At 35.0% G+C, this 23,187-nt stretch carries 24 protein-coding genes and 1 riboswitch; of the genes, 12 read left to right on the forward strand and 12 right to left on the reverse strand.

All coding sequences use genetic code 11. The annotated features are described in order from the left end of the window. Positions 1 to 1,692, forward strand: a complete 1,692-nt coding sequence (locus B2Z27_RS04080; RefSeq protein ID WP_286812671.1) for an alpha-amylase family glycosyl hydrolase — start codon at positions 1 to 3, stop codon at positions 1,690 to 1,692. Positions 1,693 to 1,700: 8 nt separating this feature from the next. On the opposite strand, the gene B2Z27_RS04085 is transcribed toward B2Z27_RS04080, so the two are convergent. The 3 genes from B2Z27_RS04085 to B2Z27_RS04095 are packed head-to-tail and all read right to left on the reverse strand — an operon-like array spanning position 1,701 to position 3,294. Continuing rightward, positions 1,701 to 2,066 carry a VOC family protein gene (locus B2Z27_RS04085; RefSeq protein ID WP_286812672.1) on the reverse strand — a complete coding sequence of 122 codons (366 nt, stop codon included), beginning with the start codon at positions 2,064 to 2,066 and terminating at the stop codon, positions 1,701 to 1,703. Further along, positions 2,063 to 2,596: an SRPBCC family protein gene (locus B2Z27_RS04090; protein ID WP_286812673.1), complete on the reverse strand. Its 534-nt coding sequence runs from the start codon at positions 2,594 to 2,596 to the stop codon at positions 2,063 to 2,065. Before B2Z27_RS04090 ends, B2Z27_RS04085 begins: the two co-directional genes overlap by 4 nt. A 41-nt stretch (positions 2,597 to 2,637) precedes the next feature. Next, positions 2,638 to 3,294 carry a TrmH family RNA methyltransferase gene (locus B2Z27_RS04095; protein WP_286812674.1) on the reverse strand — a complete coding sequence of 219 codons (657 nt, stop codon included), beginning with the start codon at positions 3,292 to 3,294 and terminating at the stop codon, positions 2,638 to 2,640. 48 nt (positions 3,295 to 3,342) lie between these two features. Between B2Z27_RS04095 and B2Z27_RS04100 the strand changes: the two genes are divergently transcribed. Then, entirely contained in the window at positions 3,343 to 4,023 is a 681-nt protein-coding gene (locus B2Z27_RS04100; RefSeq protein WP_286812675.1) for an SIR2 family NAD-dependent protein deacylase, read from the forward strand. Here the strand turns inward: B2Z27_RS04100 and B2Z27_RS04105 are convergent. Further along, a complete protein-coding gene (locus tag B2Z27_RS04105; RefSeq protein ID WP_286812676.1) occupies positions 3,992 to 4,465 on the reverse strand; it encodes a heme-binding domain-containing protein in 474 nt (157 codons plus the stop codon). The genes B2Z27_RS04100 and B2Z27_RS04105 overlap by 32 nt on opposite strands. A 34-nt stretch (positions 4,466 to 4,499) precedes the next feature. Here B2Z27_RS04105 and B2Z27_RS04110 point away from each other — a divergent pair, with 34 nt between their 5' ends. The 3 genes from B2Z27_RS04110 to B2Z27_RS04120 all read left to right on the forward strand — a co-directional run bounded on the left by B2Z27_RS04110 (position 4,500) and on the right by B2Z27_RS04120 (position 7,542). After that, the gene (locus tag B2Z27_RS04110) at positions 4,500 to 5,081 is read left to right on the forward strand and encodes a hypothetical protein (RefSeq protein WP_091603591.1); all 582 of its coding nucleotides are present in this window, start codon (positions 4,500 to 4,502) and stop codon (positions 5,079 to 5,081) included. A 109-nt stretch (positions 5,082 to 5,190) separates the two neighbouring features. Continuing rightward, positions 5,191 to 6,534, forward strand: coding sequence for an adenylosuccinate lyase (gene purB / locus B2Z27_RS04115; protein ID WP_074674204.1), 1,344 nt, complete (start codon positions 5,191 to 5,193; stop codon positions 6,532 to 6,534). Between the two features lie 126 nt (positions 6,535 to 6,660). Further along, positions 6,661 to 7,542 carry a mechanosensitive ion channel family protein gene (locus tag B2Z27_RS04120; RefSeq protein WP_058103027.1) on the forward strand — a complete coding sequence of 294 codons (882 nt, stop codon included), beginning with the start codon at positions 6,661 to 6,663 and terminating at the stop codon, positions 7,540 to 7,542. Between the two features lie 106 nt (positions 7,543 to 7,648). On the opposite strand, the gene B2Z27_RS04125 is transcribed toward B2Z27_RS04120, so the two are convergent. The 6 genes from B2Z27_RS04125 to B2Z27_RS04150 all read right to left on the reverse strand — a co-directional run bounded on the left by B2Z27_RS04125 (position 7,649) and on the right by B2Z27_RS04150 (position 11,359). Further along, entirely contained in the window at positions 7,649 to 8,458 is an 810-nt protein-coding gene (locus tag B2Z27_RS04125) for a mechanosensitive ion channel family protein (RefSeq protein ID WP_215998079.1), read from the reverse strand. A 161-nt stretch (positions 8,459 to 8,619) separates the two neighbouring features. Then, positions 8,620 to 9,159, reverse strand: a complete 540-nt coding sequence (locus B2Z27_RS04130) for a DUF4252 domain-containing protein (RefSeq protein ID WP_215998078.1) — start codon at positions 9,157 to 9,159, stop codon at positions 8,620 to 8,622. A gap of 61 nt (positions 9,160 to 9,220) precedes the next feature. Continuing rightward, a complete protein-coding gene (locus tag B2Z27_RS04135) occupies positions 9,221 to 9,763 on the reverse strand; it encodes a DUF4252 domain-containing protein (RefSeq protein WP_058103030.1) in 543 nt (180 codons plus the stop codon). Between the two features lie 106 nt (positions 9,764 to 9,869). Next, complete coding sequence (locus B2Z27_RS04140) at positions 9,870 to 10,424, reverse strand: DUF4252 domain-containing protein (protein WP_058103031.1); 555 nt, start codon at positions 10,422 to 10,424, stop codon at positions 9,870 to 9,872. A 1-nt stretch (position 10,425) separates the two neighbouring features. Continuing rightward, entirely contained in the window at positions 10,426 to 10,863 is a 438-nt protein-coding gene (locus tag B2Z27_RS04145) for a hypothetical protein (RefSeq protein WP_091603575.1), read from the reverse strand. After that, entirely contained in the window at positions 10,850 to 11,359 is a 510-nt protein-coding gene (locus B2Z27_RS04150; protein WP_058103033.1) for an RNA polymerase sigma factor, read from the reverse strand. The genes B2Z27_RS04145 and B2Z27_RS04150 overlap by 14 nt, the downstream gene beginning before the upstream one ends. Before the next feature lie 221 nt (positions 11,360 to 11,580). Between B2Z27_RS04150 and B2Z27_RS04155 the strand changes: the two genes are divergently transcribed. After that, positions 11,581 to 13,107, forward strand: coding sequence for a S41 family peptidase (locus tag B2Z27_RS04155; protein WP_071339599.1), 1,527 nt, complete (start codon positions 11,581 to 11,583; stop codon positions 13,105 to 13,107). A gap of 27 nt (positions 13,108 to 13,134) precedes the next feature. Beyond that, positions 13,135 to 14,604 carry a S41 family peptidase gene (locus B2Z27_RS04160; RefSeq protein WP_286812677.1) on the forward strand — a complete coding sequence of 490 codons (1,470 nt, stop codon included), beginning with the start codon at positions 13,135 to 13,137 and terminating at the stop codon, positions 14,602 to 14,604. A gap of 185 nt (positions 14,605 to 14,789) precedes the next feature. Here B2Z27_RS04160 and B2Z27_RS04165 read toward each other — a convergent pair whose 3' ends face one another. Both B2Z27_RS04165 and B2Z27_RS04170 read right to left on the reverse strand, forming a co-directional pair. Beyond that, positions 14,790 to 16,208, reverse strand: coding sequence for a DUF5074 domain-containing protein (locus B2Z27_RS04165; RefSeq protein WP_286812678.1), 1,419 nt, complete (start codon positions 16,206 to 16,208; stop codon positions 14,790 to 14,792). Positions 16,209 to 16,210: 2 nt separating this feature from the next. Next, positions 16,211 to 18,037 carry a TonB-dependent receptor plug domain-containing protein gene (locus B2Z27_RS04170; protein WP_286812679.1) on the reverse strand — a complete coding sequence of 609 codons (1,827 nt, stop codon included), beginning with the start codon at positions 18,035 to 18,037 and terminating at the stop codon, positions 16,211 to 16,213. A 34-nt stretch (positions 18,038 to 18,071) separates the two neighbouring features. Further along, a riboswitch (cobalamin riboswitch) is annotated at positions 18,072 to 18,278 on the reverse strand. A 46-nt stretch (positions 18,279 to 18,324) separates the two neighbouring features. Here B2Z27_RS04170 and B2Z27_RS04175 point away from each other — a divergent pair. The 5 genes from B2Z27_RS04175 to B2Z27_RS04195 all read left to right on the forward strand — a co-directional run bounded on the left by B2Z27_RS04175 (position 18,325) and on the right by B2Z27_RS04195 (position 23,185). Continuing rightward, a complete protein-coding gene (locus tag B2Z27_RS04175; protein ID WP_339632415.1) occupies positions 18,325 to 19,497 on the forward strand; it encodes an ABC transporter substrate-binding protein in 1,173 nt (390 codons plus the stop codon). Beyond that, positions 19,498 to 20,529: a FecCD family ABC transporter permease gene (locus tag B2Z27_RS04180; protein ID WP_286812680.1), complete on the forward strand. Its 1,032-nt coding sequence runs from the start codon at positions 19,498 to 19,500 to the stop codon at positions 20,527 to 20,529. Between the two features lie 84 nt (positions 20,530 to 20,613). Then, complete coding sequence (locus B2Z27_RS04185) at positions 20,614 to 21,327, forward strand: ABC transporter ATP-binding protein (protein WP_339632418.1); 714 nt, start codon at positions 20,614 to 20,616, stop codon at positions 21,325 to 21,327. Between the two features lie 110 nt (positions 21,328 to 21,437). Continuing rightward, positions 21,438 to 22,799 (forward strand): DNA recombination protein RmuC, encoded by a 1,362-nt coding sequence (gene rmuC, locus B2Z27_RS04190; RefSeq protein WP_286812811.1) that lies wholly within the window; start codon positions 21,438 to 21,440, stop codon positions 22,797 to 22,799. A 20-nt stretch (positions 22,800 to 22,819) separates the two neighbouring features. Then, positions 22,820 to 23,185, forward strand: coding sequence for a 6-phosphogluconate dehydrogenase (locus tag B2Z27_RS04195; protein ID WP_286812681.1), 366 nt, complete (start codon positions 22,820 to 22,822; stop codon positions 23,183 to 23,185). Positions 23,186 to 23,187 lie beyond the last annotated feature (2 nt).

Below are 23,187 nucleotides of genomic sequence, written 5' to 3' on the forward strand. Positions count from 1 at the left end.
ATGAAAAACGTATTCTTTCTAGGGCTATTCACACTTATCTTAATTGCTTGCCAATCTAACAACAAACAAAAGTTAGAAAGCAGTACCAATATCCAAGATGTTGTACACCAACCTAAAAAGAACCCAAATTTTCAATGGGAAGCTGCCACCGTTTATTTTCTATTGACAGATAGGTTTAATAATGGGAACCCTAACAACGACATCAATTTTGAACGTGATGAGGAAACCGGAAAACTGAGAGGTTTTCTAGGCGGCGACATACAAGGTATTACCCAGAAAATTAATGAAGGTTATTTTTCAGATCTAGGGGTCAATGCCATATGGTTTACTCCTGTTGTGGAACAAATTCATGGCGCTACGGACGAAGGTACCGGTAATACCTATGGCTACCATGGTTATTGGGCAAAAGATTGGACGGCGCTAGACCCTAACTTTGGAACCGATAAAGACTTAGAGACCTTAATAAAGACCGCACACGAAAACGGAATTAGAATTTTGTTGGATGTTGTTTTAAATCACACTGGTCCTGTTACCAATGAAGATCCGGTATGGCCAGAAGAATGGGTGCGCACCTCTCCCACTTGCGAATTCACTACCTATGAGAATACTACCGCTTGTACCTTGGTTGCAAATCTTCCTGACATACGAACGGAATCTGATGCTGCCGTAAATTTACCTGATGCCTTACTTGCCAAATGGAAATCAGAAGGAAGATTAAGCGAAGAACTTGATGAACTTGAATTGTTTTTTGATCGGACAGGCTACCCAAGAGCCCCGCGTTTTTATATTATTAAATGGCTAACGGACTACGTTAACAAATACGGAGTAGATGGATTTAGGGTAGACACGGTTAAGCATGCCAATGAAAATTCATGGGCAGAACTATATAAAGAAGCTGCTGCCGCTTTTGAACTATGGAAAAAGAAAAACCAAGATAAGGTATTGGACAACAATCCTTTTTATATGGTTGGCGAAGTGTACAACTATGGCGTTTCTGGCGGACAAGAATTTGATTTAGGCGATAAAAAAGTCAATTACTTTGATAACGGATTCAAAAGTCTTATCAATTTTGAATTAAAGACCGATGCCGAAAAAGATTATGAAACCATTTTTACGAAATACAGCAAATTACTACACACCAAGTTTAAAGAAAAGAGTGTATTAAACTACTTAACCTCTCATGATGATGGTCAACCTTTTGATAAAGATAGAAAAGACCCAAAAAGAGCTGCAAACGTGCTGTTACTTACCCCTGGCGCTTCACAAATATACTACGGAGATGAAACAGCCCGTAGCTTAACCATAGAAGGCACGGAAGGCGACGCTACCTTACGTTCTTTCATGAATTGGAACGAGTTAGATAGTATTCCCCAAACCAAAGAAATTTTGTCGCACTGGCAAAAATTAGGAACGTTCCGAAATGACCATCCCTCAATTGGTGCAGGTATTCATAAAAAAATTACAAAATCTCCCTATGTTTTTAGCAGATACTTTGCTAAAGACGAATATGTGGATAAGGTTGTGATCGCCTTAGATGCTCCTAAAGGCAAAAAAGAAATATCGGTCAAAGGTATTTTTGGCGACGGAACAAAATTGTACGATCGCTACTCTGAAACAGATGTTGTTGTTGAAAACAATAAGGTAATTCTAAATAATGAAAATGATGTAGTATTATTGGAGCTGCTCAAGTAAGCTTTAATTTAGCTATTAGAGTGCAACGCTATTCTATTACCTTCGGTATCCTTTAAAAGCCCCATAAATCCATGCCCTTCACCAATCTCGGTTTTGGGCTGTAATACTTGTCCGCCTGCTTTTTCAACTTTATCTAGCACAACGGCTACATCATCACATGCAAAGTAAACCATGGCACCGTGTGTCATACTAGGTACATATTGTTCATGTTCCACCAAAGCACCACTAGATTGCCCCATACTCTGCTTATCTGGGAACAATCCCATTACAAATTCGCCAAATTCGTTCACCGAAATTTTAACTCCAAATATGGCTTCGTAAAACTTTTGTGCTCTCTGCATACGCTGCACCGGAATTTCAAACCAAGAAATCATATATCACTATTTAAGTTGTTCTTTAAATTTTGCAGTCCTTGCTCAAAATCTTTACCTACCATTTTATCCATGGACATGAAGAGCATCATAATACTCATGGGAAATTTGTTTTTACCTGAAAAGCCCCAGGTAACCTTACTTTTAGTTCCATCTACAGCATCTAAATTCATATAGCAATCAGATTGTGATTTATATGGTTTAAAAAAGCGTAGATCCTGCTCTATTCTTTCCCCTTCCGTTATTTTTGTAATCTCTTGTTCACCTTCGCCAACATCTTTATTACCGTTCCAATGGCTAATTGCACCAATTTCACCATCTACTCCCGTAAATGTCAGTTCCATATTTGGGTCTTTTTTGACCCAAGGTGACCATTCTTGTTGTTTTTTTAAAAATTTTAAGTGCGGCCAAACTTTAACAGGGTCATGGTCTAAAATTATACTTCTAGAAACATGATAGGTTTTAGGGGCAATCAAGGCTAGTAGAATAACCAAGACCACTAACACTCCAAGAATAATTAATACGGTATACATATCTTTTTAAATTGTTGTTGACCAACAAGTTAATCTTTTTTTTAATTATCTGACTTGTACCTTTCTAAAATATCATCTATACTTTTAATTGATTTTTTTGTCCAATCTAATCGTCTTTCCCACAACTCATCTTCTGTCAGTTGCCAATCTATATTAGAAGATTTTAGCTGCGTAGTTACATGTTGCAAAATAATTGCGGCCGATACTGATATATTTAAGCTTTCAGTAAAACCAACCATGGGTATTTTTAAAGAAGCGTCTGAATTTTCAAGAACATAATCACTAAGACCATTTTTTTCGGTTCCAAAAAACAATGCTGTTTTGCCATTTAATTTAAAATCTTGTAACAATGAGCTATTTGCATGCGGACTAGTGGCTACAATCTTGTAACCTTTATTTTTCAATGTATCAATAGCTTCCTTTGAGTTCTGATATCTTTTGATATCTACCCATTTTTGTGCCCCCATGGCAATTTCCTCATCCAATCTCTTACCATATTTGCCTTCTATCAAATGAGCGGTTTGTACACCAAAAGATTCACAACTTCTAACTACCGCACTTGTGTTGTGCATTTGATATACATCTTCAACAGCAACAGTGATATAATTGGTACGTTGACTCAGAATTTCTGTAAACCTTTCTTTTCTGTTTTCTGAAATAAACTCTTCTAAATAGTTTAAAAGCTCCATATCTATCATGCAACCAAGATAAGAAAAGTATATTTTTAAGCTTAATTTCAAATGATCATGAAAAATATAGTTGTTTTAACAGGTGCAGGAATTTCAGCAGAAAGCGGATTGAAAACTTTTAGAGATTCCAATGGTCTATGGGAAGGTCATGATGTTATGGAAGTTGCTACCCCAGAAGGTTTTCAAAGAAATCCTGAATTGGTTTTAGAATTTTATAACCAACGAAGAAGACAACTGTTGACCGTTGAACCTAATAGTGCGCATAAAGCATTGGCTGATTTAGAGTCTCACTTTAACGTCAATATTGTTACTCAAAATGTAGATGACCTTCATGAGCGCGCAGGTAGCTCAAATGTACTTCACCTACATGGCGAACTTTTAAAGGCTAGAAGTGTAAATTCTGAAAATGAAATTTTAGATTGCAAGAATGATATTTTATTGGGAGACACTTGTGTAAATGGATATCAGCTTAGACCACATATTGTTTGGTTTGGCGAAGCTGTACCGCTTTTAGATAAGGCTATTGAAATTACCAAAAATGCAGATTATTTAATAATTATAGGAACTTCAATGCAAGTTTATCCTGCAGCCAGTCTAATTGACTTTGTAAAACCAAGCACTCCTATATTTTTTATAGACCCAAAACCCGCATTGGCGAATAAAAACAATGTTACGGTAATTGCAGATACCGCTGTTAATGGTGTTCCTACTTTGGTTGCTTCCCTAATTGATAGATAATTCTTGTTTGCTTTACCCACTCAACAAGATCATTGACTTGACCTTCGGTTAGTTTTGCATCGCCATGAGTGTAAGTGTATTCCATTAACGGCATTTTACCTTCTACTACTTCCTCTTCTAACTCTTCTAGTAAATGATCTTTTTTATCCAAGGAATATTTTTCCCATTCAGAAAAATTTAAATGTTCCTTACCTTCATTAACATGGTTTGCCATCCAATATGAAATTGGCGCTATATTATTGTACCAAGGATATTTCGTGTTATTACTATGACAGTCATAACAAGAGTTCTCAAAAATATTCTGAAGTTCTGGTGTGGGGTTCGTTTCCGTTATAAAGACTTTGGTATGGTTACCTGGAGATACATTTTTGGTAGGACTAAAAAATTGCATGGCTATAAATACGACCACTACAAGTAAGCTAATTCTTTTTAGTAATTTCATATTTGGGGGAAATAAGTAATAAAGATACAATTTTATGAATAAGATAGAGCTGTGTGAAGCACTGAATTATGTTACCGCTTTAAGGGAAAAACGGAGTAAAATGGCTTCTATTATACTAGCAGACCCTAAATTAGTTCCTATTCTAATTTCAATCATAAAAGATGACATCAACCCGGTATCCTGTAAAGCCAGCTGGATTTTAGAATACGTTGCCAACAAAGACCTAAAACCAATTTTAATTTACATCAATGATTTCATTACTATACTTAACAGTATTTCACTGGAATCATCAATAAGACCCGCCGCTAAAATTTGTGAACTGTTAGTTTTGAACGAATTTTCAGAAAAAAATAAAATATGTGATCCAAAATTAAATAATGAACATTTAAATGCCATCACGGAAGCTGCATTTGATTGGCTGATCGGAGAACATAAAATTGCTCCTAAGGCTTACTCCATCACCATTCTTTTATGGCTTGGTTTTAAAATTGATTGGATTCACCCTGAGTTAATTCCCATTTTAAAACAGAATTACGAAGATGGAAGTGCCGCTTATAAAGCAAGGGCCAGGCAAACACTTAAAATTCTGGAAAAAAAGTCTTCTAACAAAGATTAAGTTAAAAACCTTAAAAATGATGCCGATACATCTATAACTATTAGCATTTATGGTTTTAAACTTTAATTCGAATAGGTATATTTGCCCCTTAATAATTTAACCATTGTTTATGTCTCTCAACGCATTAAGTGCCATTTCTCCAATTGACGGTCGTTATAGTTCTAAAACCAATTCTTTATCTGCATATTTTTCAGAAGAAGCGTTGATAAAATATAGGGTAAGAGTTGAAATAGAGTATTTTATCGCTCTATGTGAAATTCCACTTCCGCAACTATCTTCCTTTGATTCTTCAAAGTTTGAAACACTTAGAAAAATATATACGGATTTTACAACTGCCGATGCGCAGGAAATAAAAGAAATAGAGAAAACAACAAACCATGATGTAAAGGCGGTTGAGTACTTTATCAAAAAAGCCTTTGACAACTTAGGAATATCGGAATTTAAAGAATTCATTCACTTTGGACTGACTTCACAAGACATAAACAATACTGCAATACCGCTTTCCATTAAAGAAGCAATGAACAATGTTTTTGTTCCTCAATACTTTCAACTTGTAGAAAAATTGGAAGAATTGACCAAAGAATGGTCAGATATACCAATGCTTGCAAGAACACATGGGCAGCCAGCATCCCCTACTCGTTTAGGGAAAGAAATAATGGTTTTTGTAACCCGTTTGAAAGAACAGTTTAATTTATTGAACGATATACCTAGTGCCGCCAAATTTGGAGGTGCAACCGGTAATTTCAATGCACATTTAGTGGCATATCCTTCTATTGACTGGAAAGCATTCGGTCAAAAATTCGTTCAAGAGAAATTAGGATTACAGCATTCGTTCCCTACAACACAGATAGAACATTATGACCATATGGCCGCCTTGTTCGATACCCTAAAGCGCATTAATACTATTATTTTAGACTTAGATAGAGATTTCTGGACCTATGTCTCTATGGATTACTTTAAACAGAAAATTAAAGCGGGCGAAGTGGGCTCCTCTGCTATGCCACATAAAGTAAACCCTATAGATTTTGAAAACTCCGAAGGAAATCTTGGTATTGCCAATGCCCTATTTGAGCATTTATCGGCTAAACTACCAGTATCTAGACTTCAAAGAGATTTAACCGATAGTACCGTATTAAGAAACGTAGGCGTTCCTTTTGCGCATACAATCATCGCTTTTCAATCTACTTTAAAAGGCTTGAACAAATTACTTTTGAATAAGGAAAAATTTGAACAGGATTTAGAGAACAATTGGGCGGTAGTTGCTGAGGCCATTCAAACAATATTAAGACGTGAAAGTTACCCTAACCCCTACGAAGCCTTAAAGGGTCTAACACGTACCAATGAAAAAATAAATAGAGATTCCATTGCAAATTTTATAGACACTTTAGAGGTTTCTGACAGTATTAAGAATGAATTAAAGCAAATTTCACCCAGTAATTATACCGGCATTTAAGCCAATTTTAATGCATTAAAATTTTTCTTTAATTCAAAGACTTCATATCGCCCGTTTTGGGCGATTTGCATTTTAGATTGTGATTCGTATCCTATATATTCCTTACGAACACAAATCTAAAATTGTATGCAAACAAATTTCTCAGTTGAAGAATCCATAAGTAATTTATGGGATAAATTAGATGGATGGCTAGAATCCATCATTTTAAAATTACCAAATTTCGCCATGGCTGTTTTGGTAATGTTCTTATTTTATTTTCTAGCAAGAGGAATACGGAAATTACTTAAGAAGACCATACTAAGAAAAATATCACAAGTTTCTATTCAAGAAATTATAGCCAAAGTAGTTTTTGTTGTCATTATTTTAATAGGTTTCTTTATAGCCCTTGGCGTTTTGGACTTAGATAAGGTTTTAACAAGTATTTTAGCAGGTGCAGGTGTAGTTGGTTTAGCAATTGGTTTAGCTCTACAAGGTACCTTGAGCAACACCTTTGGCGGACTTATACTCTCGTTCATGCCACAGCTAAAAATAAATGACTTTATTACGGCAGATGGTGTATCTGGTTTTGTTACGGAAATTAGCTTGCGAAACATTATTCTAAAAAAACCCGACAATAATGTAGTGGTGATACCAAATTCCAAATTTATAGATGGATCGTTCACCAATTATTCTATGAACAATAGAAATAGAATATTTGTAAACTGTGGTGTTGGCTATGAAAGCGACTTACAAATGGTAGAAGACCTGACCGTAAAAATTATCAGCGACAACTTTCAACAAAACGACGGTGAAGATGTAGAATTCTTTTTTACGGAATTTGGAGATAGTTCCATCAATTTTATGGTGCGTTTTTGGGCAGACTGTGTAAATGTAAAACAGGAACATGCAGCAAGACACAAAGCCATTAAAATAATCAAGAAACATTTTGACGAACGCGACATCAACATTCCGTTCCCGATCAGAACCTTGGATTTTGGAAAAAATAATCTACAAATTGCAAAAGATTAAATGAATTAAGATAAGGCTCAAAGTATTTTATATGAGACTATCGAATAAAATTAAAAAAGCCCGTTGAGCAAGTTCAACGGGCTTTTTATTAACTAACTAGACTATATTATTTATTAATTTGAACTTCATGTGGGTAAGGTATTTCTATACCTGCACCATCTAATGCTTTCTTAGTACCTTCAATGGTGGCAAAGTAAACATCCCAGTAATCTTCTGGCTTACAGAAAGGGCGTACGGCCAAGTTTACTGAACTATCTGCCAATTCAGATACATTTACAGATGGAGCCGGATCTTTAAGCACTTTTGGATTAGCTTCTAACATTGCCTGTAACACTTCTTTTGTTTTCTGTAAATCAGAACCATAATCTACACCTACTGTTGTATCTACTCTAATTTTACCTTCTGCCGTATAGTTTACAATGTTTCCGTTTGCCATTGCACCATTAGGTACAATTGCCAATTTATTTTCCGGGGTTATTAGTTTGGTGGTAAAAATCTCTATTTCCTTTACACTACCCAATACACCCTGAGCTTCAATTAAATCCCCTATTTTATAAGGTTTAAAGATGATAAGCAATACACCGCCCGCAAAATTAGAAAGTGACCCTTGTAACGCTAGACCAATTGCAAGACCAGCCGCCGCAATAACCGCTGCAAAACTTGTTGTCTCTACCCCTAACGTTGAGATAACGGTAATTATCAAAAATACGGTAAGTGCCCATTTCGCCAAATTCAATAAGAACTTTCTAAGCGACTCATCATACTGTTGCTTGGTCATTCCTTTGTTGGCTACACCAATTAGCTTCTTAATTATCCAAGAACCAATAATATAAATTAGAATGGCACCTATTACTTTAGGACCATAGAGCATTATAAAATCAATTCCTTTGTTAATCCAAATTTCTGCGTTTTCCATTTTTAATTTTTGTTTAGGTTGTTATTTAATTGTTCTCATTTATTATGACACCAATTTTATTTAATGGTCACATTAAAAATAACCGTTGCACAATTCTACAGCAAATAAAAACCCATTACGTAAACGTAACGGGCTGTTCTTAAACAAAATAAAACTTGCTCTTAACCTTTTATTAAATCGCCAAGTTGCTCTAAACCTTTACCTTCAAAATTAGATTTCTCCATTGCCTGAATTAATTGAACAAAACTGGCCGGATTCATGTCATCTCCTAAAACACGAACCAAAACAAGTCCTTTTTCATCGTTATCTCCGTAAATAATAACTTCATCAATAGTGTCTCCATCTTCCTTTAGCTGTAGAGTCGCCTTACCAAAAGGGGTATTCATTTTCATCAGCTCACTATAATCTGAACCTTTCAGTATTGATTTAATAGTCTTTTTTTGTACAAGATAATCTGCTTCGTTATCAGGTTTTTTTTGAAATGCCAAAATATTCAACTTCTTAAGGGAAGAAGCCGCTTCTTTTTCAGATGCACTCAAATTTGCCTTTTCCAAATTCAATAAGCTGGAAGGCAAATCAAAGGACATAAAATTCGGATTCTCTGCATTGGCAATATAATATTCTTGTAAACTCTGTTCAGATGAACACGATGACATGGTTAAACCAAAAATTACAACCATCATCCAATATACATATTTCATACTATGTTTTTTTTAGTAAAAAGGTCCCCTAAATATATAGAAGACCTTTTATATTAAATTTTTACTTTCCAGACGCTTTGTTCAAATCCTTTGGCAGGTCCATTTTACTGGTCAATGTTCCTATTTTATTTAAATCTATATCTCCTGTAAGACTTACAAGTACGGTTTCAAGTTTTCTACCGTTATGACCAACATCTACATTCTCCAAACCACTAACGAACATTAACAATTCCGATACATGGTCTTTCTTTTTGCCGTCTTTTATATAGAACTTTACATTTACATCTTTATCCTTGACCCGCATTAATTCTTCTAGTTTAGAAGATTTCAGGTACTTCTTTACCGTAGATGACATGTCTGCAGATACGCTTGCATCTTCAGTCATAAAGACCTTCACATTTTTTAATCCGCTGGCTATTTCCATAAATTCTTGAGCCTCTTTGTCATCACTAAGATTTCCAAATTTAGATACAAGGTCTATCATACCTTTATTTACTATTACGGACCCTACGTTATCCATATTTTCATATTTATCGAATACGGATTGTGAAAAACCCAACGCGGGTAAAATTGCCATTAAAAATACTACTGCTACTTTTTTCATGATTGTTGATTTTAAATACCTTCACCCGTTACAGGATCTGGTGATTGATGAATTATTGACTTATAATTAAGCGTGCCCTGTAAAATATAACACACTTAATTCATTTTTAATTTCCGTTTTTAGCTGCTTTACCCAGTTGGTCACCACCCGGCAAATCCATTTTATCGGTCAACTTTGATACTGACCTTAAATTGATATCTCCGGTCAAGGATAACAGGACTGTTTCCAATTTCTTACCATTTACATCTATATCCATGTCTTTTAACCCTGTTACGAACATCAATAGTTCTTTAACGTGATCACTGTCCTTACCTTCCTTTACATAAAACTTTACATTAGAGCTACCGTCACGTACTCTCATCAACTCTTCAAAAGAAGAGCTCTTAAGTCTATTGGTTACCCAACTATCCACGTCTTTGGAAATTGCCGCATCTTCAGTTGTAATTACCTTAAAACTGGTTATGGAATTTACTAACTCAAAAAATTCCTTTGCCTCTGGATCGTCTGAACTTACACTCATTTTACCCAACATTTGAAACATTTTGGGCTGCATGGCAACAAAGGTTACCTTATCATTATCCTCATATTTTTCAAAAATATCTTGAGCGTTAATTATTACCGGGGCTAACACCAACAGTGTTAATACTAGTATCTTTTTCATTTTAATTACTTTTCGTTAAAAATTTATTCGTTGTCTTTTCAAATTCATTTAAATGGTTCAGTTGCTCTGTACCCTTATTAAAATTCATTGCCAATAAGGCCAAGGCCTCTTTTGCAGATGCTATTTCCTCTGGGGTGTACTCATCTGCCAAAGTAACCGGAGGTGGTGTAGGTTCATAAAAATATAGCCCTACCATAAAGATTGCAATTGCAGCAACGGATGCCCATTTCAAATAATTTTTTCTAGGTTTTAATGGCACCTGCTTTGTAAAGCGTTCTTCTTTTGCTTTTGTGAAGTAATTGAACAAAGGTGCATGCTGCTCTAAATGCGGAGCAATGTTACCCTCTGAAAAGTACTTCCTAAGTATTTCTTCTTCTGCAATCGTAGTGGTCGCATCAAAATACTTTTCTATTAATTTTTCTATGTTATGCAATTCCATAATTATGCTTTTCCATTAATTTTTCCCTTACCGTTTTTCTTGCTCTGGACAAAGCTACCCGTATGGCCGTAGGTTTCATATCCAATAATTTTTCTATCTCTTCATATTCGTATTGTTCTACATCCCGTAATTGTAATACCATTTTCTGCTGCTCAGGTAATTCTGCCATAATTCTCTCAACCCAATCAATACTATCTTTTGCCTCTAATTCGCTTTGCAAAGATGTACTGGCATCGGTATAATTACTATGTACCAATTTTAAATTTCCCGCTTGTTTAGATTTTAAACGATCTAAGCAAAAGTTCTTGGTCATGGTCATGGCAAATGCCTCTACATTATTATAACTTTCCATTTTATTCTTTTTTGACCAAAGCTTTATCAGTATCTCTTGAGTTGCATCTTCTGCCTCTTCTGTAGACACCAACAACCTTTTGGCCATACGGAACAACTTATCCTTAAATGGTAATACAATATTTAAAAACTCCGTTTGTTTCATTTTGGTTTGGCTGTCTGTAACCTTTCTTACAGGTTTACAAAAAGAAGACGACGCTGAACGATTTTTGTTACAATTAATTTTTATTTCCTTGACTTGTAAGTAAATTTAACATCCTATTACTAATTATATACGTACTTATTTAAACTTCTGTTTTCGGTATAGTTTATGATGGCTTATAAATTGGCTAAAGCAGTACACTTTAATTAAAATTAAAAATAACTATGAAAAAATTTTTCTTGTCCCTCCTTTGTCTAGGTCTTATTACAATGTCATGTAGTAATGATGATAACGACCCCGTAGTTGAAGAAGAAGAAATTGAAAATCCTGAAGAGGAAGAAGAAACGGTAGAAGTTGACATTGAAGTCCAAAACTTTTTTTGGCAAACACTGAACCTTTATTATTTCTGGCAAGGAGATGTACCAGATTTAGCAGATGATCGATTTGATACACAAACTGCTTACGAAGAATATCTTGCAGAAAATGATGATCCGGTTGCTTTATTAGAAAACAAATTGTTGTTTTCCGAAGATAGGTTTACCTTTTATAGCGATGATTATACCGAATTGGTAAACAGTTCTGCAGGTATTTCTAAAAGTAACGGTCTACAATTTGGTTTAGGTCTTATCTCTGGTACCGAAGACGTATTTGGTTTTGTAGAGTACATTGTAAAGGATTCTGATGCTTCGGGCAAAGACATTAAAAGAGGCGATTTATTTATAGGGGTTGATGGTCAAACATTAAACCTTGATAATTATATAGAATTACTTTTTGGGAATAATGACACCTACACACTTAACATGGCTGATATTGTTGATGGTGGCATAAGCCCTAGTGATAAAAAAGTAACCCTAACCAAAACTGAAGGATTAATTGAAAATCCTATCCATGTAAATACTGTTATTACATCTGGAGACAAAAAAATTGGATACTTAATGTACAACCAATTTGTATCTGGATCTGAAGATAACCTTAATTCAGTTTTTGCGGATTTCATAGCACAAGGTGTAAATGAACTGGTATTGGATTTACGTTATAACCCAGGTGGTAGAGGATCCACTGCCGCTGTTTTAGCCAGTTTAATCAAAGGCACCAACACCAACGACCTTTTATTTAAAACAATATATAATGCGAAATTACAAGCAGAATTTGATAGTAGTTTAACGGATAATTATTTTGTTAGCACCACCGGTACTGCTGATGGTAATTCAGGTGCGGCACTGAACACATTAAATTTAAATAAAGTGTATATCATAGCTACAGAAGCTTCTGCATCTGCTAGTGAATTAGTGATGGTTGGTTTGGAACCTTATATTGATGTAGTACATATAGGTGGTACTACCGTTGGTAAAAACCAAGGCTCTGTACTATTTGTGGATGATCCAGAAGGTGGTAATGTCTATGACCCTGAAAGAGTTGATAATATTAATCCTAATGTACAGTGGGGACTTCAGCCAATAATAAGTAGGGTTGAAAATAGTGCTGGATTTTCTGACTATGTGGATGGATTAATTCCTGATATTGAACTTTCAGAAGATGTTACCAACTTAGGAGTTTTGGGTGATGCAAATGAACCTCTATTGGCAAGAGCCATACAGGAAATCAACGGTAATGGAGCTAGAAGAAATTTTGATGTGATTTTACCAGCCAATGTTGTTTCTAGTTCAAAACTATATAACCCGAGAAATACAACACTATTATTGAACAACAGCGTTCCTGTTGCTAAAATACCTGTATCTGAAAAGAAATAAAATCAAAACATTTTAGTTACACTTAGTATGAAGAAGATAATAATAGTGTTTGCTGCCGTACTAGCATTTTCATGCTCAAAAGATGATGATCTTTCATTACCAAATACGGTAGACCCAGATGGCTCTGCAGATGTGGAAGTACAGGATTTCATGTGGAAGGCCATGAACTTTTGGTATTTCTGGCAAGCTAACGTAGATGACTTAGCAGATGATCGTTTTGAAAATACGGAAGAAGGTAGAGCTGCCTATACCGCATTTTTAGATTCTGAGGATGACCCTGCCGCTTTCTTTGAAAATAAACTACAGTTTATTCAAGATAGATTTAGTTTCTATAACGAAGATTACCGTGAGCTAACCAATTCTCTAGCCGGTATTTCTAAGAGTAATGGCCTGGAGTTTGGTCTTGTCCAATTTCAAGATAGCGATGAAATTTTTGGATTTGTTCGCTACATTGTTCCAAATTCCAATGCAACCTCTGCCAATATTCAACGTGGAGATCTGTTTACCGGAGTTGATGGCCAAACATTGACCATTGACAATTACATTGGTCTGCTTTTTGGCGATAATGATACGTATACCTTGAACATGGCAGACTTTGAGAATGGTAATATTGTTCCTAACGAAGAAGAGGTAACCTTAACAAAAGAAGAAGGTCTGGCTGAAAATCCTGTTTTTCTTTCCAAATCTTTTACCATTGCCGGAGAAAACATTGGCTATATCATGTACAACCAATTTACCAATGAATATGATGACGACCTGTACGCTGCAGTTCAAGATTTGAAATCTGCCGGTATTACCAATCTAGTTATGGATTTACGCTACAACCCAGGTGGATCTGTAAATACTACAAGATTATTAGCCAGTATGATTTATGGAACCAACACATCCGATATTTTTCTTAGAAAGAGATACAACGATAAACTACAAGAACAATTTAACGATAGTCAGTTAGAGGTATATTTTGCCGATAAGATTAATGGGGAGACCATTAATTCTTTAGGCTTTAACAAATTATATGTTATTACGTCTGCTAGTTCTGCTTCTGCCAGTGAATTATTGATCAATAGCTTGGAGCCTTATATAGATGTTATTCAAATTGGTGATGTTACCAGAGGTAAAAATGAATTTTCCACCACATTGGTAGATGATAGGGAAAACTCATATTTATACACACCTTCAAGAGTCAACAATATCAATCCAGACAATCAATGGGCAATACAACCCTTAATTGGCAGGAATGAAAATGCCGATGGTTTTTACGACTTTACAAGCGGTTTACAACCAGATTATGAGTTGAAAGAAGATTATAGCAATCTTGGTATTATTGGGGAAGAAAACGAACCTTTATTGGCAAAAGCCATTGAGGTAATTACCGGTACTACCGGTAAACGCGACTTTACGGTTAAATACCCCATCAATATTATTAGCAGTTCTAAGAAAAATAGTTTGATGAGCGATAAGATGGTGGATGATACCGTTTATGATTTGGAATTCTAACTTATTCCAATACGTTATTTAAAGCATTGGCTTTAATATTGCGCTTTTAAATACAAGATTTCCTGAAGCCAAAAAACGATTTAAAAAAAGCTGAACAATGATACTATTGTTCAGCTTTTTATATTATCAAATTTTACAATAATCTGTTATTTAGACTATTGAAAATTGTACTTTTTAATTAGATTTTATCTGGCTGCTGTTTCATTAAAATATATACCTCCTGGAATAATAGAAACTGTTTTAGAAGCCAATAAGGTATTATCCGATAAATCATAAACCTCTAAAGAGCCATTGCTGACAAAATCTTTGGCATCTACTCCATAAAGTTTACCATCAATAACAGCCATATCATAAAAATTAAGACCTTCAATTTCCGCAGTTGTTGGCAATACACTTGTTGTAGTATCCATAGCATACACAGACCCTCCAGAATAATAATAAAGAGTAGCTCCATCAATTTCTAAATTACCTGGATGTTCCGTAACTGCATAATTCATAGTTTTTGTAACCGTATTATCCGTAGTATTAATATAATCTATTTGTCCGGCAGTCTCATTTCCGGTCCAAGATGGATTTCCACTTGATAATACCCAAAGATTTCCACTATCATCTAATTGCATTGAATTAGGGCGATCTCCTACTGTAATGGTCGTAGTAACCGTATTTGTGGTAGCATCAATTACCGTAACCCCGTTATTTTGATTAAACCCTCCTTGGAGCGCTACATAAACGGTATTATCCTTCACTATAATTTTCTCTGGCCCTTCCGCAACTGAAATAGTAGATTCTACGGTATTTGTTTCTAAGTCGATTACAGCAACATAATCATCATCAGGATTAGAACCGTCTCCCCAATTTGTAACATATCCTTTACCATTAGCTATTGCCATATAACGAGGGTTTAAAAAATCTGTCTCGCTTGGCCCTCCAATTGTGGCAACAGACTCAAAAGTATAACGATTTACAACTTCTATCTTCTGGGAACCATTCATTACTATATAAGCCATATTTTCGTAAAAAGACATACTCTGTGCATTGTCCCCTAATGCATCTGCATCATTTACAGTTTTAAAAATATCGTTTTCCACAGTGGCTAAATCATCCGAAACAAAAGAAATAGAAGCATTTCCTTGCATAAAATTTCCTTCATGAGAAACCAATATTCCATTTTCAAATGGGTAAGAATCATTATCCGTAATTGTTACTATTAAAGAACTATTAGCTCCCACAATATCCTCTTCATTACTAGTAGAAGTAATAGTAAAAATTACCTCTTCAGAAGATTCCACCTCCGTATCATCAATTAAAATTAAACTTTCTTGTACTGATGTTTCCCCTGCCGGTAAAACCACCGACCCTGATAAAGATTGATAGTCCTCCCCTTCAGTGGCTGTTCCTGTTACTTCATAATTAATGGTTACATCCATAGCATTTACGCCAGTAGTACTGATCGTTATTCCTACTGTTCCTTCTCCCTCATTATAACTATCTTCTGTTGTAGCTATTCCTATTGTTCCCGGTGTTGGCATATCATCATCATCACTACAAGATGTAAGTATAAATGAGGCGAAAGCCGCTGTTAACATAAAGTGTTTCAAATTCATTTTTAAAAATTTAATATTAATTGTGTTTGTATATTTCTGTTGGGCATAGGACGTAATGCTACGTTTTCGTAATATGTATTAAACACATTGTTAACAGTAACTCCTATAGTATATTTTAAATCTTTTTTCAATATATCCGCCGTATAAGTTGCCCCAAGATTTGCTACTTGATATTCTTTCAATTCCCCTCCAACAATAGATACAGAACCATTATACAAATGCTGATAAAACAAATTTAAGTCTGCTATTCTATATTCTAACGAACCGTTTGCCGTATGGAATGGCACATAAATTAACTGTTCATTAGTACTCTTATCTTCTGAGACGGTATAGGCATAATTTGTTTTAATCCCTAGCTCTTGGTTTTTACCTAAAGAATAATTTGCTTCTATTTTTGCCTCGGCTCCGTAAATTTCAACATCGTCTATATTTATAGGAGACCAAACCCCTTCATTATTGGGCAACCATTTTATCATGTCTTTTGTTGAAATATAATACCCGTTATATTGCATAGAGACAGCCCCAATATTTAAAACATTCCCAAAATCTAACTGGTATGATTTTTCAGGAATAAGCTCTAAATTTCCACCTGGTTGCCAATACAAATCATTGAAGGTGGGAGTCCTAAAATTTTTTGATGCATTTATCTTTACCTGGTAATTGTCCGTAAGACTATAACTACCATCAAACGAAAAAACCAACGGACTTGAAAAATCTGAAGAAAAGTCTTGCCTAACACTCAAATTGTAGGCTATTGTAGATGAAATAATATGTTTTAATAGGGCCGTCGCAGAAAAATCATCCCTTTCTGGACTTCCAAAACTATCCCCCGCGCCTTTATAGTTATTAAATTCCAAAAAAGAGTTAAGTCTAAAAAATTTGGAAATCTTATAATCCAGAGAATATCTTGCTAAAAAATTAGACACCTTCCCAAAGGAGTAAATAGCCGCATCTTTATTCTCAAAATATTTATACTCTTCTTGCAAGTAGGCTAGTTTTATTTTAGATATCGCTTTAGGTCCATAACTCCCCCACTCTAACTGAGTTCTATACTGGTTATCTTTATACTTACTTCTACCTAAAACCACCAAGTTTCCCGACAAATTTCTATCACTAATAAAAGTTTGATGGTATAACTTCAGTATCTGATTTTCAGAAAGAACATAACCTATATTCCAATTTAAATTTAGATTATTAAACTCGCCATTCTTATTCTCCTCACCAGTGTTTAAATACTTATAGTTATTATCCGATGCATTATAATTAACCCCTAAACTGTAGGACATTGATCGGCTACCATAACTCTGATGAAAATTTATTTTTTTTGTTTTATAACTTCCATAACCAATAGAAACTTGATTATCAAAGTGTTCTTTAAATAATAAATCGCTATTTAAATGAATACTACCGCCTATAGCTCCTGAGCCATACTGCACGCTTCCACCGCCACTACGAATGCTAATAGAATTGTAGTTAAATGGGTTTATGGTATTAAAATCTACTTGTCCGTTTAACTGTGAGTTTATATTTATACCATTCCATATAACTGCGGTATGAGACGCATTGGTTCCTCTAAAAGCAGGAGAAGAAACCATTCCAAATCCATTCTCTTTAAAATAAATGTTAGAATTAAATGCCAGTAAAGAGGTAAGAGATTCGTTAGTACGTTGTATAATACTATCTTGTAATACAGTTACTTTATACCCCTCAGCATACTGCTTAACTCTACTATCGGACACCACAACTTCATCCAACTTTAAAATGGAATCTCGTTGTGCATACCCAACTGTAGCACAAAACACTAGTACTATTGAAATTAACTTTTTCATCACAACAACGACTTTTTACCCGAAAGTCCATCGCATTTAAATTAAAAATATGGCAGGTCTCCTGACTTACGTACTACTATTCACCTTCCCATTAAACTAATAACAGTGGTACCGAAGAAATAGTAGCCATCTTTAGAACAAAGACTAAGCTTACAGTTGCGGGAACAGCTCTAGATTTTCACTAGATTCCCTTTTAATTTCATTACAAAAAATAATGAAAACCAAAATTCATGGCGAAAGTAAACATTTAGTTTAATCTTTCTAAGTAAACTTTTATAATACTACTTTTGAAAAATAGACGAATTACTACCATGTTAAAACGCTTGCTTTTTATTAGTTACCTTCTTTTGTTATGCGGATGCAAGCAGGAGAAAAAAGAAACAATTGTAAACAAAACCAATACAAGAAGCACTTTAATAAAATATGCCAATGGTTTTTCAATTCAAAACCAAAGTAACGGTATTACCATTATCAGGGTATTAAAACCTTGGGCAAATGCCAAAACTACATACACCTACGCTTTGGTTCCTAAAGAACTACAAGCAAGTGTCACTTTAAACAAAAATGAATATGACGCCATAATTTCAACACCTGTTGAACATATTGTGGTGACCTCAACTACTCATATTCCCGCTTTAGAAGAATTGGGAGTTTTAAACCAACTTATTGGCTTTCCCGATACCAAGTACATTTCTTCTACAGCAACAAGAAAATTAATAGATGCCGGAAAAATTAAAGAATTAGGTGTCAACGAAAGTATAAATACCGAAGCTGTCCTGGCATTGCAACCAGATTTAATTTTTGGCTTTGCCATAAATGGTGGCAATAGCACTTATGAAACCATACAACGCGCTAATATCCCCGTAATTTACAATGGCGATTGGGTAGAAGAAACACCCCTAGGAAAAGCGGAATGGATTAAATTCTTTGCTCCATTTTTCAACAAGGTCCAAAAGGCCAATGCTATCTTTAATGATATTGAAACATCCTATCTAGAAGCCAAAAAACTAGCTGCTGGGGCTAAAAGCAAACCTACCGTTCTTAGTGGTACCATGTACAATGATGTTTGGTATTTGCCGGGAGGCAAAAGCTGGGCAGCGAATTTTCTAAAAGATGCCAATGCCCTGTATTTATGGAATTCTACCGATGAAAACGGAAGTCTTTCTTTAAGTTGGGAAAGTGCCCTAGATGTTGGGCAACATGCCGAGTATTGGATAGGACCTGCCCAATTTTCCTCTTACCAAGAAATGCAAGACGCAAGCGAGCACTACATGCGATTTGATGCCTTTAAAAAAAGAAAAGTATTTACTACGGCAAATACAAAAGGAGAAACAGGTGGCACGTTATATTACGAACTGGCACCACAAAGACCTGATCTAGTTTTAAAGGATTTAATTCATATTTTACACCCTGGTTTGTTACCCAACTATACACCATACTTTTTTAAACCCCTCCTTTAATTGTTTAAACAAACTACATATAGCCTACAGTTCATTTTACTTTTAATTCTATTAATAGTTTGCCTTTCCATTAATATTTGTCTGGGATCTGTTACTATTCCTTTAGCAGATACTTTTAAAATTATATTTGGCTCTACACTTAAAGAATCTTCTAGCTATTATATTATTTGGGAGTATAGGCTACCAAAAGCAATTACGGCTGTTATGGTTGGTGGTGGTTTGTCATTAAGCGGGTTGTTAATGCAGACTTTATTCAGAAACCCTTTGGCAGGACCTTACGTTCTGGGCATAAGCTCTGGAGCCAGTTTAGGAGCGGCAATTTTAATAATGGGTACTTCACTACTCTCGGCAGTCTTCAGTTTTTCCGCTTTTAACGACTTTACACTTGCAATTGCATCTAGCCTTGGTAGTTTTTTAGTTTTATTCTTGGTATTGATCGTGGCCGCAAAGGTTAAGGATACCATGGCATTGTTAATTATTGGTCTAATGTTCGGTAGTATTACTGCTGCCATAGTCAGCGTACTTTCTTATTTTACAAAGGCCGAAAAACTACAGCAGTATATATTTTGGTCCTTTGGCAGTTTAGGAAATTTATCTTGGCTACAATTAAGAATCGTTGCCTTATGTACGGTTTTAGGAATTACGCTTAGCATTGTTTCCATTAAGCCTTTAAATGCATTATTACTTGGTGAGAACTATGCAAAAAGTTTAGGCATTGCTCTAAAAAAATCGCGATACATAATTATAGTCGCCACCGGACTGCTTGCAGGATCAATTACGGCATTTGCCGGTCCTATTGCATTTGTAGGTCTGGCGGTTCCCCATATCACTAAACAGATATTTCATACGACCGACCATAAAATTCAAATTCCCGCTGTACTTATCTGCGGAGCCATTTTAATGTTGTTATGCGATACTATTGCGCAATTACCAGGTTATATGAGTGTTTTACCAATTAACGCCATTACCAGTATTTTTGGTGCACCAGTGGTTATATGGTTATTGTTACGTAAAAGAAAAATGATTTTTTAATTAAAAACAGGTATTATCAATAAGAATACATCAAATAGCACATTTCTTGTCAACGACCTTGATATTGGTCATGATGATAACATAGTGGTTTCTAACATTTCAATTCATTTAATGAAAGGGGAACTTGCTGCTATAGTTGGTGTAAACGGTATTGGCAAATCTACACTGTTACGTACCTTAGGTAATTTTCAACCTAAACTTTCTGGATCCATACAAATTGAAGGAAAAGAACTTACAGACTATAGTGAATTGCAAATTGCATCTAAGGTCAGTGTCGTTTTAACGGAACCTATTGCCTCTAAAAACTTATCTGTGTATGAGTTATTGGCGCTGGGCAGACAACCTTACACCAATTGGTTGGGTAAATTAGCAGCTAATGATACTGCCATTATCAATAAAAGTGTTGCACTCTTAGCTCTTGAACCGTTATTATCCAAAAAATGCTTTCAGCTTAGTGACGGGCAATTGCAACGTGTTCTTATTGCCCGTGCCCTTATTCAAGATACAGATATTATTCTACTTGATGAGCCTACCTCTCATCTGGACCTTTATCATAAGGTATCTATTTTAAAACTACTGAAGTCCCTTGCGCACAGCACAAATAAAATTATTTTATATACCAGTCATGAAATTGAATTGGCTATTCAATTATGTGATAAAATGCTGATTTTAGACGGAGTCAACAATGCTTTTGACCAACCATGCAATCTCATAAAGAACAAGAATTTTGATACACTCTTCCCAACCGATATGATTTCTTTTGACTCCAATACGGGCTCTTTTAAAATCAAAAAATAGGTTTTTCAACATTTATAAGAAATTAAAGTAGGTATGTTAATTAAAAACAGACCAGCTCTTTTAAACTTTATTGAGCAATCAAGTATCTTTACATGATTACTGCAGTGCATATGAACGAAATTTATATTTACTTCATCATCGGAATCCTTTGTCTCGCCATTGGATACTTCTTAGGTAATTACATTCAGTTTCTAAAAACAAAATCGCGCCAAAGCACTTTAGAGGAACGAGAGCAGCAAATGCTAAACAACCTTTCTGTCTTTCAGGACAGATTAAAGGAAAGTGAAAACCAAAAATTTAAATTACAAACGGATAAAGAACAGCTGGGAAACCAAATAGTGCGTTATCAAGCTGATTTAGATAATTTACAGCTTAAAAATAGAGAGCAGAAAGAAGAAGTAGAAAAGCTTCAAGAAAAATTCACAAAGGAGTTTGAAAATCTTGCCAATAAAATATTGGAAGAAAAGAGTTTAAAATTCACGGAACGTAATGAGAAGAACATCAAGAATATTCTTACTCCCTTAAATGAAAAAATTCTTCTGTTTGAAAAGAAGGTAGAAGAAAGTCAGAAAGAGAATATCAGTATCCATTCCGCTTTAAAAGAACAGCTACTACATTTACAAACCCAGAACATTAAAATTACCCAAGAAGCCGAAAATTTGACCAAGGCATTAAAGGGTGATAGCAAAATGCAAGGTAATTGGGGAGAATTGGTATTGGAACGCGTATTGGAGAAATCTGGTCTAGAGAAGGATCGCGAATATATAGTTCAGCAAAGCTTTAAACGAGAAGATGGTAGTCGTGTGCTACCAGATGTCATCATCAATTTGCCCGATGGTAAAAAAATGGTGGTCGATTCTAAAGTATCTCTTACCGATTACGAACGCTATGTTAATTCAGAAGATGATTTTAAGGAGAAATTCTTAAAAGACCATATAAACTCCCTAAGAAGGCATGTAGACCAATTATCCGCCAAAAAATACGAAGACCTTTATGAGATGGAGAGTCCAGATTTTGTATTGATGTTCGTTCCTATAGAACCTGCGTTTGCAATAGCCATAAACCAAGATAGCTCTTTATACAATAAAGCATTTGAGCAGAACATCATTATTGTTACCCCTTCTACTCTTTTGGCTACTTTACGTACCATAGATAGCATGTGGAACAATGAAAAGCAACAACGAAATGCTATTGAAATAGCAAGACAAGCAGGTGCTCTTTATGATAAATTTGAAGGTTTTGTAAATGACCTGACCAAAGTTGGCAAAAAGATGGACGAGGCTAAAAGTGAATACCGTGGAGCAATGAACAAATTAGTAGAAGGCCGTGGTAATATTATTACCAGCATAGAGAAGCTTAAAAAAATGGGTGCGAAAGCAAAAAAGTCAATTCCTGAGTCCATCCTAAATCGTGCTAGCGAAGATGATGAACATGAAGAAGTACCTATAAAAACATTAGATAACAACCATTAATTCAATTTTAAATTAAACACATGAAAAAAATAGTATCATTAATTTTATTGGGTATAGTGCTCATTGGAGCTCTTTATTATGCCTTTATCTACTTTGTAACCTTCAGTGAAGGTGTTAGATCTGGCGAACTTATTAAAATAAGTCACAAAGGCGTATTAGTAAAAACTTGGGAAGGCGAGATAAGCCAAGGAATCTCTGGTGCTCAGATATTTTCATTTTCGGTATTGGACAAAGACAAGGAAGTTATAGACAAATTAAAGGAATATCAAGGGCAATATGTAAAAGTAAGTTATGTTGAGCGCTATGCTACCTTCTTTTGGCTAGGAGACACTAAATACTTTATTACAGAGGTTCATGCAGAAAAATCTCCTCATTTTAGAAATTAAAT

The organism is Maribacter sp. UBA3344 (assembly GCF_002362375.1).
Classification (GTDB): domain Bacteria; phylum Bacteroidota; class Bacteroidia; order Flavobacteriales; family Flavobacteriaceae; genus Maribacter; species Maribacter dokdonensis.